This window comes from Sporosarcina sp. So3-204 (assembly GCF_058068165.1).
The window spans coordinates 2482166-2495046 of sequence record NZ_CM176485.1; the positions used below are offsets into that span (position 1 = coordinate 2482166).

Genomic DNA, 12881 nt, shown 5'->3' on the forward strand with positions numbered 1-12881 from the left:
AAAGGAGGTTGTCATGAAAGAGATAGAGAATATTTACAAAGAAATTCAACCAAAAATATATGCTTTCTTTTATGTAAAGACATCTAATCAGACAGTCGCGGAAGACTTAACACATGATGTTTTTTACTTAGCTTGTAAAAGCATTAAATCATTTGCGGGTAACTCAACAATTCAAACATGGCTTTTTTCAATCGCAGGAAATCTATTAAAAAAATATTATCGGAGTAAGAAATATAGCAATAGTTTGGATACTAAATTAGAAGCGAGTTCGGAATCATTTACGAAGTCACCAGAGGAAATCTTTCTGGTGAATGAGGATACTCGACAACTCATTAAACAAATCCAAACACTTGACGACCTTCCAAAAGACATTGTCATACTACGTACTTATGCTGAGCTCTCATTCAAAGAAATTGGCGAATTAATCGGTAAAAGTGAAAACTTCGCAAGAGTTACTTTTCACCGAACAAAGTTAAAACTTCAAAAAGAAACGAGGCGAGATTATGAATAAAGACTGCTCAATCGTTGAAGATTTACTTCCATTATATGCTGAAGGTTTACTACAAGAAGAAACTATCCTTTGGTTAGAAACACATTTAAATGAGTGTTCAGCTTGTGAAGAACTTGCTAAAATGACTTCAGAACCCGTATCAGATAATCCAATCCCTTCAACTATTAATAATGAAAAAATGCTAGCTAAAATTAACTTTAAGTTATCACTTTATCAAATTATTTTCGTAGGTTTATCATTCTTCATTGCAATTCAAACGACTATATTATATGAAAGTTTTGGTTTTATTTTATCGTATACAGTTCTTGGGCTTGTGACTTACTTGTTTTATAAAAATATTAAAATAGCCATTGTCATTGCTTTTCTTCCCGTATTTGTATGGTCCATATTGGATATGATTCCACACTTTAGAAATAGTAATGATTTTCATATTGGCAAAATAAAACAAATCTTTGAAATCTTATTTAGCTCATTCACAATAGCAATTATTCACCTTGCATTCGCATTAATCGGCGTTGCAATTGGAATCTTCATTTTGAAAATCAAAGAAAGCGAGGCATAACTATGAACAAGAAAAAATGGTTTTACATGATTATAATAATCTTATTAGTCATATCTGTTTTATTTTTTTACAATGCATTTAATGGGAATCCTCTTTCAAAACAAATGTCGAAATCAAAAATAAATAGCTATTTAACAAGTACTTATCCTGATGTTGAATTTAATATCGGCAAACCTTTTTACAACTTTAAAGATAGTGGATATAATTATAATGTTATAAAAATTGGTGATCCAAACCAAACAGAATATGAGTTCACACTTAGGGGATTAATGGGTACGCAAGTAGACTTTGACGGCATCTATTATGCCAACCAGGATACAGCCTTAATCGAAAAGTATCAAAAAGAAGCCAATGCTGAATTAACTACCGTTCTTCAAGAAGCAGTTCCAAAAGTAGTTAATGTGAATACGCAGTTAGAGATTCTAAAAGATCAACACGATATGAGTAGTTCTTGGAATAAAGATTTCAAACCTGAGAAGCCTATGTATATCCATATTGTAATTGATGCTCAAAAACTTAATAAGGAAGATATTATACAAACTGCTAAAAATATTCAAAATGAATTAAATAAAAATAACTATAAATATCGCCATGTAACGATTGATGCAAATATATTGAGTGAAGATAGACAAGAGAATGATGAACAAAACTGGATCGTTAAATATGCAATTTCTTTTGAAAAAGAGTCTACTCTCTCTTTAAAAGATATCAAACAATATGAGTAAAAAAAGGTGTCCTCACTGACTTTTGTCAGTCGGACACCTTTTCTCCTCTTAAAAATCCCGTATATCTACAATTGGACCGACTTCGTTAAAATTCTGTTCATTCATGAACGCAATTAATTTCCGAGCGGTTTCTTCCGCGCTACTTAATAGACCTTGTTCTTTATAATGAATAAATTGATCTAATAACGGAAAGGTATCTCCATCACTCGCACGAATGACTTCCTGCATGCCAGTATCAATAATCCCCGGTGCTATCGATACAATTTCAACTGGGTTCGTCGCATTCGCTTGTTCTAACGCAACAACTCTTGAAAAGTGATCTAGCCCTGCCTTTGTCGTACAATAAGCTCCCCAACCCTCATAAGCACTTCTACCAGCTCCAGAAGATATGTTAACAACTCGTTTTGTACCTTCAAAGTTTTTTAGTTTGCAGACAAACTGATTAATAATTGTCATTGGAGCAGTCAAATTTACTGCAATTGCCTGGACAATAACATCCGTGTCAACAGTTCCAACAGTCCCAACGGGGTCAACTATCCCAGCATTATTAATAACTGTAAACGATGTCGCAGTTTTATAATGCTCATCTATAATATTTTCTATCAAAGAATTTAGCTGACTAGTCTTCGTAAGATCGGCAAACACAAAATCAGTAGCATCTTTAGGACACGTCCGTGCGATTCCGATTACTTTTTTTCCTGCTCCACGAAGTTGTCTTGAAAGTTCAAATCCTATTCCCTTTGAAGCCCCAGTGATAATAAAAACATCCATTTAATTCTCTCCTCCTATATATGCATCAAGCCACTCTTCAAGATGTTCTTTTTCTCTGATAGGTCGCTGAACTTTTTCTTCGAACACCTTTTCATCATCGAATGTAGAGACGTCATCGCCAAACCAATCATTTACCCGTTCACGTGTTATTGTATAGTTTTCATCTATAAAGTTAAAGTCAATGACTTGCATATTTTTAATGAGTGAAAATACTGCAGTAGCATTATAAAGAACGGCTTTTTCTACACGTTCTTTACCAATTCCCTCAACCGATTGCTCATAATTCACCATAAATCTGAATTTATCAGGATCTTGTTGAAACTTACGAGGAATTTCGCTCATCGGTAAATAACCGATGAGATGAAAATTGTTCCCTGCATTTCCCATATACGCATTTTTAAATTTGATTACTCGGCTAAAATCATGAGTTTCTGGTTCAAGTTGGTCTTCGTAATCTAATTTATTGGCAGCTTCCATTTTAGGATGATAATATAACTGAATCCATCCAAATGCTAGTAATCCGAATATGAATAAACCAATTATAACTTTAATTTTCATAAGTAATATTCTCCTCGGCGTTTTCGACGATTCCTTTAAATTTATTAATTATAAGCGGAAGAATGATGGTAATTAACGGCAATACATACCTAATTGCAATATTCGCGAATTCATATGGGCCACCAATTTTAATAGGTCGAGAAAACCAAATGTTACTTCCAAATACCATACCTGTAATACCAGACCAAGTAACGAGTAGAGATGCCCCCCAAACAAACCAGCAAATTTTATTTATACGAGCCAATTTGAATAAATCAATACTGACATTTCTTTTTAGAAGTATATCGCGCGCTAAAAACAATAATAAATACAAACCACCAAACATGAAAATTATAAATAATAGTAAGAAAGAAGTTTTCATTTGAGTCCCAATCATATTAAATGGCATTGTTAAAATCCAAGCGATTAGCAAATAAATAAGTAACCACTGCAACATGTCAAACACAATTTTTCGAATACTAACTAATTTTACGCCTTCGATTAAACTATCTAAACCTGTTGCATTTTTTATACATGAGTTATAGGCTTCCTCAAATGAAAATCCTTTTCTTTCTAAATCTTGAATTTCCGCTTCAAGATTTCCAATCACTTCTTCTTTTAGATCCAAATTTTCAATAGTTTGAGGATACTTTCCGAACATTTTATTTACTTGACTTCTTATCTTATCCATTGTTCCCCCCCCTTTCATTAACTAATAGATCAATGATTTCTTTCGCCCTAATCCAAGCAGCTACGTTTACTTTATAGGCTTCGTTCCCTACATCAGTGAGTGAATAATACTTTCGCCGACCGCCCTGAGTTTCATTCCCCCAATACCCTTTTATTAATTTTGATTTTTCAAGTCGTTTTAAACTGCTATATAATGTCGGCTCTTTTAATATATACTCACCTGAACTTCCTTCAGAAATTGCTTTCATGATCTCATAGCCATAATTATCGCCTTCTTTTAGCACACGCAAAATAATTGTATCTATATTTCCTCGAATCAAATCAGCACTAATACCATTCACAGGCATCAACCTCACCTCTATTTATAACTTACACTATAGTACTATGCGTGTCAATGTACTATGTTTAGCATATATAATTCACATTATTATTTTTTTGACAAAAAAAGCAGCTCCCATATAAGGAAAGCTGCTTTCGCTAATATTAATCTAAAATCGTTATTTTCACATTTTTACGGCCCCATTTATACGCATCACTTTTGTTTGGCATAAAGACATCAATCTTATTTCCCTTGATTGCACTACCAATATCTCCAGCGACCGCATAACCGTAACCTTCTACATATACTTTCGTCCCAAGCTTAATTACATTTGGATCAACAGCAATTACTTTAACATTTGGATTTCTTTTTAAATTAATTCCTGTCCTCGTAATTCCTGAACAACCATTACAATTAGCCGTGTATGCTGATGCTGAAACTATAAATTCTTTACTAACATTATCGTTGGTTGATCTTGACGGTGTTTTAACAGCATTGCTTTTTGATGTAGCACTGCCAGCTACCAATTTAATTTTTTGATTTGGATGTATGATATTACTTTTCATATTGTTCCAACTCTTTATATTTGTAACGCTAACTTTATGTTCCTTAGAAATCTTATACAGCGAATCACCTTTTTTTACTGTATAGATTGAAGATGCAGCTGCACTTTCATTTACAACAGTGACCATTAAAGCTACTGTAAGTATTAGCGCCATGAATAATTTTTTCAATTACATTACCCCTTGCTTTTTTAGTCTACTTACAGCCTAACAGTCCAATGTTACAGGAACATTACATGAAACAACCATTCTGATTACAATATTATGTACTTTATTACAAAAGAGGTGATAATCAATTTGTACTTCAGGCAAGCATCCCTTCGTGACGCACCCTTAATCGCAGAAATTTTAATAGACAGTCAATGGTTCACGTATGAAAATATCTTTGATAAACTCTATATACAGCGGATGATTGATAATTATTATAATATTAGACGTATAGAAGAAGAAATTAGTCATATATCAACTGAGTGGAATGGTTATTATATTGCTGAAGATAGAGGCTCAATTTTAGGCGTGATTGGCGGTGGAATGATCAACAATACAACTGCTGAAATATATGTGTTTTATATGAATCCTCGCTTACGTGGGAAAGGTATCGGTACAAGATTACTAAACTTTTTTACAAAAATTCAGAAGCATAAGTACGGAGCTACTGAACAATGGGTGGCAGTCGCAAAAGGAAATGAATATGGCATCCCTTTTTATGAGGCACGTGGATTCATTTTTCAATATGAAGAATTTTCATACGGTACAAGTCCTGAGGAACAAGACATCTCACTCAAATACAAACGAAGTATATAAACGATTATATAAATTATCACAATAAATCTTTTAACTCCAAAATAAAAACCAGAACCCTCATTTAAAGGGATTCTGGTTTTTCAATATGGCGAGTTGGATTTAATCCAAATAAACGCACAATTATTCCAAATACAACAATAACTATTAAAACCGGTAGTAACCAACCTAACCCTTCTTTATAAAGCGGTAAGGTTTCTTCATAAAATTTGATGATAGGTTGCATCCAAGCAAAGTTTTCTATCTTTAATGACTGACAAAGACTTTTCAGACCATCAATCGTACTAATTAAAAGCGTTAGAAATGTTGCTCCTATATAGACAAAACGTGCATGTCTGAAAAATGGTGATAAAAAAGTTAATAAAATAAGCACAATCGCTAGCGGATATAAAAACATCAAAACCGGGATTGAGTACATTATAATGTTAGATAATCCAAAATTTGCAACGACTAGACAAAATACTGTAAAAATAGCGACAAACTGCTTGTATGAGATTTTAGGCAATAATGTATTAAAATAATCTGCACATGAAGTAATAAGCCCAATACTAGTTGTTAAACATGCAAGTATAATAACAATCGATAGCATAATGGCTCCAAAAGTGCCGAAGTAATGTGAAGATGCACTACTTAATACAATACCACCGTTATCCATCTGGCCGAATAACTCTGTACTCGTAGCCCCTAAATAAGCGATACCAACATATATAACACCAAGTAATATAGTAGCAATAAGTCCTGCTTTTATTGATGCAGAAAGAATTCCTTTTGTTGATTTAACACCCATTGCTCGAATAGCATTAATAACAATAATACCAAAAACAAGAGAGGCTAGTGCGTCCATCGTGTTATAACCTTCTGTAAAACCTGTCATAAAAGCACCAGTTGCATATGCTTTTTGAGGCGCTTCAATGGAACCCATAGGCTTTACGACAACTGCTATCAACAAGACAGACAGAAGAATAAAAATCCCAGGTGCTAAATACTTCCCTACCCGATCCACAATTTTTGCAGGATTTAATGACAACCAGAGTGTAAGTCCAAAAAACAGAAACGTAAAAATGAGCAATGCTAGTTGTTGATAATCAGTACTAATAAAAGGTGCTATTCCAATATCATAAGCAACCGCCCCTGTGCGCGGCGCAGCAAAAAAAGGTCCAATCGTCAAGTACAACATAGATGTAAAAATAACAGCGTAGATGGGATGAATTCTAGATGCTAATTCTTGTAAGTTTCGACTTGATGAAACGCCTAATGCTAAAATCCCCAAAAACGGTAACCCTACACCGGTTATTAAAAACCCGCTTATTGCTAACCAAATGTTTGTTCCTGCATTTTGTCCGAGACCTGCAGGAAAAATCAAGTTCCCAGCACCAAAAAATAAAGCAAATAACATAACACCAATTACTAAATATTTAGAAAACGTAAGTCTGTCTTGCAACATTTTAAATCCTCCTAAAAATAGACAAATCCATCACGCAACATTATTTTCATATAAAGAAAACAATTATACTTTCATAATATTACGCTTCTTTTTATAGTAATTCAAATGATTGCTTTATATTATCACAGGTACTTTTCTCCAAAAGTAAATATCAAACACCTGCCGAAAACAGTTATCGTTTTAACTTCACTTAATTAGAAATTGTGTGTGGCTATGTCCTTCTTTAGATTTCTTGACTTCAAGCGTTGCAGGGAATGCTGCTTTAAGCTCTTCTACGTGCGAGATAACACCTATCATGCGACCAGACTTTTGAAGTTCAATTAGTGTATCTATTGCCCTGTTCAGTGATTCCTCATCTAATGATCCAAATCCTTCATCGATAAACATAGTATCTATTGATACAGCGCCTTGGAAACTTTGAATAACATCTGCCATCCCAAGCGCGAGACAAAGAGATGCATTAAACTTTTCACCGCCTGATAATGTTTTCACATCACGATTTTGTCCTGTATAAGCATCATAAACATCCAGCCCTAAACCACTTTGTCGCCCACGTGTTTCCTGCCGATCACTACGAACTAATTTAAATTGGCCATTCGTCATATCTTTAAGCCGTATATTAGCCGAATGAATAATCCGCTCTAAATAATCGATTTGAATATATCTTTCAAATGATAATTTCATTGCATTCTGCCCTCTTATAACATCATATAAATTAGATACTTTCCCGAACTTTTTCTCAAGATTAGCTACTTTTGTTGAATTAAAAATAATTTTCTCTTTTAATTTAAAGACAGCTTGACCATAATCGACTGATTTATTATAGTCCGTAAGTGCTTTTTCATATGACTCTTTTAGTTCATTTAATCGAATGCTTAACTCTTCCAACTCGATTCTTTCTTTTCCTTCAAGAATTTCTTCTAAATGTTTCAATGTTTCACGAACTGTATGAATTTGTTGATTAAATGTAATCAATTTTACTTTTAACACGTCGCAATTTTTCTCATCCATTTTGGCCTCTATATAGGCCTCTTCATTTTGAAACTTTGAATTACTTAAAGCTTCTATAAATCTTTGCTCAGCTATTTCAGATTTTGCAATTACTTCTTTAAGTATATTCTTTGCGTGTATTTCATCAGATTTAGCAATTTGCGTACTTTCTCTCATTGCTTCACGTGATTTTTGTAGACTCTCCCAAGCTTGATCATTTTTCTCTTTTTGTTTTTTCATTTCAGCAACTTTTTTTGTCAGCTCCGATAAATCCCTTAACTCTTCAGGAATCGCAATTACTAAATGTTCCAATATAGTTTGTTCTTTTTCTAATGAGGCATTACATTCAAATACTTCACGCTCTATCTCGACTTTCTTTTGTGTTAAATTTTCAACAACTTGACTTCTAATTTGAAGCTTTTCTCTAAGTTCTGAAATATTTTTCCGGTCTTTCCTTAGCCCTTCTACCTCGGCCTCTAAACTCGCTTGCCGGTTCTCTATTTCGTTACTTAAAGCGCTTGAATTTTGAGCATCTAACCCTATTTGAATAATTTCATCAAGTTTCAGCGTTTCTTGTTGCAGTGCGCTTTCGTAATTTGCCTTTACTGTTCTAAAATCATTTTCAATTTTAACTAGTTTTTCTTTTTTGATATCAAGTTCATCTTTAGTAATTATTACTTCTCCATCATGCTTAGCCTTATTTGGATGATCAACACTACCGCATACAGGACAATTTTCCCCATCACATAGTTGATACGCAAGGTTTGCCGCTTCATTTAACAACCACATATTAGAAAGCTTAGTATATTCTTCATTAAACTCGTTATATTCCTTTTCTTGTGTTAAATACTGTTCATTAAGAATAGATACTTGTTTCTGAAGCACTAATAATTCTTTTACAATACGAGACTTTTCCCTAGTTTCATTTAATGATTCTAATCTTTCATCAAATATAATAACTTTCACTTCTAAAGTCTCTATCTCTTTTTTCATATTTATAATGACTTCAGTTTCCTCTCCCCAATGAATTGTTGTTTCATCTAATCGCTGTTTATTATTATTTAATACTCTCTTTAATTCCAATAACGTTTCTTTTTTGGATGCTAATTGTGCGACAACAGGCAACGAGTCATTTAAACGCCTTAGATTTTCATCATGCTTTTCGCGTTCTTCTTTTTTATTTTGCTCTATTTTATATTCATTCTCTATAGTTGACAATTTATCCGTTTCCAATATTAAATTAACCTTTGCGCTATCTAACTGCCCCTCTTTTTGTAATACCTCTTTCTTCAACTCTTTAGAATTCAACTCAATTGGTTCAATTGCAATGGCACGCTCTGCGTCTTCTAAGCGCTGTTTTTTCATTTCCATTAGGGGAATTTGCTCAGTTAATTCGTGTAATTCCAATTGACGTTTTTCGTGCTCATTGAATCGTTCATTTAACGTCTTGCCTTCATGGAATTTTCCCGCCATATCACCATGCATTTTATAATGTGAATCGTATTCTTTTTTATCCAAAGCTGTCTTTTCATTATAAAAAAGAAATTCTTCTTCTAATCCTTGAACAACTTGTGAAACGTTATAATTATCTTGTGCCAGACTATTAAATATTGTAGAATCTCTTTCTGGTAATAAAGATGTAATTTGCTTTATGTACTCTTCGCTCGTCCGCATTTCACTTGTTAAAACGAGTTGAACATCATCTTTTTTCTTTTTTAGTTGTTCAACAATTTCACGATAGGGTTCTGTCTTAAATATCTTTCGCATAATCGTTTCTTTATTTTCAGTATCCGACGTAAGAAATTTACGAAATTCCCCTTGCGGCAACATGACAATTTGACTAAATTGTGCCTGCGTGAAACCAATTAACTCCTCTGCTTTTTTATTGATTTCAGAAACGATTTGACGATCTACAATCGGCTTTTCGCCTTGATCAGTTAATTCATAAAACTCACACCTTGCTAATGTTTCACTTTTATTTCCCGTTTTTGTATAAGGAATTTGGCGCATAATGCGGTAATTCCGATCTTTAATTTCAAACACTAACTCTACTGTGGTTTGTGTTTCATTATCCGAAAAATCGCTTCGCATTGCGCGTATATCTGTCCGATCTTCCCCGCTAGCTTGTCCGTATAAGGCAAAACAAATACCATCAAAAATCGTCGTTTTTCCAGAACCCGTTGAACCAGATATAACGAATAGTCGTTTGTCTTCTAGCTCACTGAAGTCGACTGTTTCTGTATCTTTATAAGGACCAAATGCGGTCATCGTTAACTTTTTAGGTCTCATTTTTTTAACCTCCCTTTATTCTTTATTCATCACTTCATGAAGTATATCCAAAAATAACTTCGTCGTTTCATCATCCACAATTTCATCTTTCATTTCTTCGTAAAATGATTTAAATAACTCTACATCGTCTTTCTTTTTAAATTCTGCACCACTATCTCGTTCAATAGAAGATGTTGGTATATGTATTTTCCTTTCAACATGCATCACGTTAGGATAGACGGACCTCACTTTTTCCATCGGGAACAATACAGGTGTTTCATCTAACAACTTGACGAAAACATAATCCTTACTTATAGGATGTGTTTGTATCTCGTCGATGGTTCCTTGAATTGAACGCATATCATGTGCTGGTATTAAATCTCGTTTTTCAACCTCAACGTTACCTTCCCCATCTAATTCAACGACAAAAAAGCCTTTGTTATGATGTTCTTCCGAAATGGAGTACTTCATCGGAGAGCCTGCGTAACGAATCGATTCGTTTAATACATAATGCGCCTGGTGTAAGTGCCCTAACGCCGTATAATTAAAAGGTTCAAATAAGTGTGCAGAGACATACTCAGCGCCGCCAATAGCAATTGGACGCTCCGAATCACTTGTATTATTTTCACTTTCTCCGTGTTTCGTAACGAAAGCATGCCCCACGAATACATGGCGCGCTTCTTGTTTCATATTCTCTTTAATCTGGTCTGTAACTTTGATCATTGCATCATTATGATTGGTAATATTTTCATCATCATGAAGATGTCTTACTACAGAAGGATCTGCAAATGGCACCAGATGAAAATGTACTTCACCGTAAGCATCGTCAAGCACCACTGGTTTTATATCTTTCGTAATCTGTCCTGCAATAAAATAACCATTATTTTTCATTAAACTACTTCCAAAGTGAAGTCGACCCGGACTATCATGGTTGCCTCCAATCGCTAAAACAGGTGTTTTTAAATGTACAACTATCTTTTCCAGAACTTCATCAAGTAAAGCAACGGCTTCTGTCGGTGGAACAGCTCGGTCATATAAATCGCCTGCAATAACAACCGCATCTGGTTTTTCTTCTTTTATCGCTTCAATAAATTGGTCAAGTATATAACGCTGTCCTTCTGTCATATAAACACCTTGAACAAGCTTGCCCAAATGCCAGTCAGCTGTATGGAAAAACTTCAAATTAATCTCTCCTCTCAAACTTCTACTTTCAGTTTACAGGATTTAGGACAACAAATGAAATATCCTCTATATAATTTAATGTAACACCGAAAACTATAAAGGTTTTGACAACAATGTTGATTAGCTAAATACAACAAGAGCAACGACTGGCTAACAAAAAACACGAAAGTGTCTATCAATAAAAATAGGCAGCCACATAATAAATGTGACTACCCACTAAATTACAAATCCAATAATGAAATTACCTCACCTGTTACAGCATCTACCGCATCTGATGAATCTAAAAGGCCACAAAGCACATATCTTTCAAGCGCTGCATCATAAACATATGTTGGATCCAAAGAAATATACGGAAGCATGATTTCAAAAGCTTCCTCATGTGTGATAACTACTTTTTCCGCTTGCTTAAATGAGTCAAATATATCAAACAAAGCACCGTTATCCATTAAATTCAATACCGTCATATTTTCCGGTTCAATAAAGATAACTACCTTCCTTTTAATCGGCGCCATTTCATCGTCGGTTCTGCTACAGTGCGCCTCTATAAATTGCTTACGATATTGTAACTTTTCTAGCATCCACATACCAGTTTCATCCGGATATTCAGTTCGTAAAGCATCGCGTACAACTATTTTACTCTGATCAATTTGCTCCTCTGAAAGCAACAATTTATCATTTACATCAATATTATTAAATGCATCCTCAACAGTTGCAATACATAAAAAAGACATTTCTTCACAATGAAGCTCGCCTTTAATCGGTTCATCCCAATTAATAACTTTACTTATATTCACTTGTGTACGCTCATGTTCTGAGAAAGCAATCGGCTGAGCATCTTGAACAGTTACAAAAACCTCTTCCATTGCATACACAGGAATAAAACGATTTTCCGTGTCAGAAGGATAATGAACAAGTTGAAGTTGTTTCTTAACAAAAGGCTCTATTTCTTCAAGTGTCAAATTAAATGAAGTTCTATTAATTATGCCATCTATTGGAATTACACCATAAGCAAAGTAGCTAGTAAGTTTACCGTCATCATCGAACTCAATTTTAATTGGGTACCCTGGGGAGATTTGAATTCCATCCACATCTGATTCATACCGTTTACGATTTGCTAAATCCTCAACTAGCTTGAAATCCTTACCATATTCAAAACCCACTTCTGTTTCAAGCCAGGATGAAACTTCTTCACTTGTTTTGTCCGGGAAGTGTATCAAAGTAGAAAAAGATATCCCTTGAACAAAAACCACACTTATAAATTGTTCTTTTTGAATATGATATTGTATAACTGCAGTACCATCAGGATTCATATCTTCTTCAATAGACTCAGGTTGATTTGATGGAAACCACTCCATATCCAGTTTGTAAAAAGCTTTGCCGTTATAATCTACCTCTTTATATATTTCATATCTTTCCAATTTATAGTTTTGCAGTCCAAATTTTACTTCTGTTTCATTAACTATTTTCTTTCGTCGCTCGTCCATGACGTCACTCCTCTATTAAACATATTAAAAAGAG

General features: G+C 34.1%; 13 protein-coding genes. 4 read left to right on the forward strand and 9 right to left on the reverse strand.

Going from position 1 to position 12881, the window contains the following annotated elements:
- Nucleotides 1-13 precede the first annotated feature (13 nt).
- Genes AC3RV6_RS12210 through AC3RV6_RS12220 form a run of 3 tightly spaced genes read left to right on the forward strand, consistent with a single transcriptional unit; the run spans nt 14 to nt 1798 of the window.
- A complete protein-coding gene (locus tag AC3RV6_RS12210; RefSeq protein ID WP_489746318.1) occupies nt 14-511 on the forward strand; it encodes an RNA polymerase sigma factor in 498 nt (165 codons plus the stop codon).
- The gene (locus AC3RV6_RS12215; protein ID WP_489746319.1) at nt 504-1073 is read left to right on the forward strand and encodes a zf-HC2 domain-containing protein; all 570 of its coding nucleotides are present in this window, start codon (nt 504-506) and stop codon (nt 1071-1073) included. The genes AC3RV6_RS12210 and AC3RV6_RS12215 overlap by 8 nt, the downstream gene beginning before the upstream one ends.
- 2 nt (nt 1074-1075) lie before the next feature.
- Nucleotides 1076-1798 (forward strand): YfjL-like protein, encoded by a 723-nt coding sequence (locus AC3RV6_RS12220; protein ID WP_489746320.1) that lies wholly within the window; start codon nt 1076-1078, stop codon nt 1796-1798.
- Nucleotides 1799-1846: 48 nt separating this feature from the next.
- Here AC3RV6_RS12220 and AC3RV6_RS12225 read toward each other — a convergent pair whose 3' ends face one another.
- From AC3RV6_RS12225 to AC3RV6_RS12245, 5 genes are all read right to left on the reverse strand, one after another.
- Nucleotides 1847-2569, reverse strand: coding sequence for an SDR family NAD(P)-dependent oxidoreductase (locus AC3RV6_RS12225; protein WP_489746321.1), 723 nt, complete (start codon nt 2567-2569; stop codon nt 1847-1849).
- On the reverse strand, nt 2570-3127 hold the full coding sequence (locus tag AC3RV6_RS12230) for a DUF4825 domain-containing protein (protein WP_489746322.1): 558 nt from the start codon (nt 3125-3127) through the stop codon (nt 2570-2572). It lies immediately after the preceding gene.
- Nucleotides 3117-3797: a hypothetical protein gene (locus AC3RV6_RS12235; protein ID WP_489746323.1), complete on the reverse strand. Its 681-nt coding sequence runs from the start codon at nt 3795-3797 to the stop codon at nt 3117-3119. The genes AC3RV6_RS12230 and AC3RV6_RS12235 overlap by 11 nt, the downstream gene beginning before the upstream one ends.
- Nucleotides 3790-4143 (reverse strand): PadR family transcriptional regulator, encoded by a 354-nt coding sequence (locus AC3RV6_RS12240; protein WP_489746324.1) that lies wholly within the window; start codon nt 4141-4143, stop codon nt 3790-3792. The genes AC3RV6_RS12235 and AC3RV6_RS12240 overlap by 8 nt, the downstream gene beginning before the upstream one ends.
- Before the next feature lie 136 nt (nt 4144-4279).
- Nucleotides 4280-4849: a 3D domain-containing protein gene (locus AC3RV6_RS12245; protein ID WP_489746325.1), complete on the reverse strand. Its 570-nt coding sequence runs from the start codon at nt 4847-4849 to the stop codon at nt 4280-4282.
- Between the two features lie 126 nt (nt 4850-4975).
- On the opposite strand from AC3RV6_RS12245, the gene AC3RV6_RS12250 reads away from it, so the two are divergent.
- A complete protein-coding gene (locus tag AC3RV6_RS12250) occupies nt 4976-5482 on the forward strand; it encodes a GNAT family N-acetyltransferase (RefSeq protein WP_489746326.1) in 507 nt (168 codons plus the stop codon).
- A gap of 61 nt (nt 5483-5543) precedes the next feature.
- Here AC3RV6_RS12250 and brnQ read toward each other — a convergent pair whose 3' ends face one another.
- The 4 genes from brnQ to AC3RV6_RS12270 form a co-directional block, all read right to left on the reverse strand.
- Nucleotides 5544-6920, reverse strand: coding sequence for a branched-chain amino acid transport system II carrier protein (gene brnQ, locus AC3RV6_RS12255; protein ID WP_489749243.1), 1377 nt, complete (start codon nt 6918-6920; stop codon nt 5544-5546).
- 189 nt (nt 6921-7109) lie between these two features.
- A complete protein-coding gene (locus AC3RV6_RS12260) occupies nt 7110-10202 on the reverse strand; it encodes an AAA family ATPase (protein WP_489746327.1) in 3093 nt (1030 codons plus the stop codon).
- Nucleotides 10203-10217: 15 nt separating this feature from the next.
- Nucleotides 10218-11363 carry an exonuclease SbcCD subunit D gene (locus AC3RV6_RS12265; protein WP_489746328.1) on the reverse strand — a complete coding sequence of 382 codons (1146 nt, stop codon included), beginning with the start codon at nt 11361-11363 and terminating at the stop codon, nt 10218-10220.
- A gap of 221 nt (nt 11364-11584) precedes the next feature.
- Nucleotides 11585-12847, reverse strand: a complete 1263-nt coding sequence (locus AC3RV6_RS12270) for a hypothetical protein (protein WP_489746329.1) — start codon at nt 12845-12847, stop codon at nt 11585-11587.
- Nucleotides 12848-12881 lie beyond the last annotated feature (34 nt).

Bases quoted from the DNA above. Each gene is read 5' to 3' on its own strand.
- AC3RV6_RS12210 (WP_489746318.1), top strand. From the start codon at position 14: ATGAAAGAGATAGAGAATATTTACAAAGAAATTCAACCAAAAATATAT.
- AC3RV6_RS12215 (WP_489746319.1), top strand. From the start codon at position 504: ATGAATAAAGACTGCTCAATCGTTGAAGATTTACTTCCATTATATGCT.
- AC3RV6_RS12220 (WP_489746320.1), top strand. From the start codon at position 1,076: ATGAACAAGAAAAAATGGTTTTACATGATTATAATAATCTTATTAGTC.
- AC3RV6_RS12225 (WP_489746321.1), bottom strand. From the start codon at position 2,569: ATGGATGTTTTTATTATCACTGGGGCTTCAAAGGGAATAGGATTTGAA.
- AC3RV6_RS12230 (WP_489746322.1), bottom strand. From the start codon at position 3,127: ATGAAAATTAAAGTTATAATTGGTTTATTCATATTCGGATTACTAGCA.
- AC3RV6_RS12235 (WP_489746323.1), bottom strand. From the start codon at position 3,797: ATGGATAAGATAAGAAGTCAAGTAAATAAAATGTTCGGAAAGTATCCT.
- AC3RV6_RS12240 (WP_489746324.1), bottom strand. From the start codon at position 4,143: ATGCCTGTGAATGGTATTAGTGCTGATTTGATTCGAGGAAATATAGAT.
- AC3RV6_RS12260 (WP_489746327.1), bottom strand. From the start codon at position 10,202: ATGAGACCTAAAAAGTTAACGATGACCGCATTTGGTCCTTATAAAGAT.
- AC3RV6_RS12270 (WP_489746329.1), bottom strand. From the start codon at position 12,847: ATGGACGAGCGACGAAAGAAAATAGTTAATGAAACAGAAGTAAAATTT.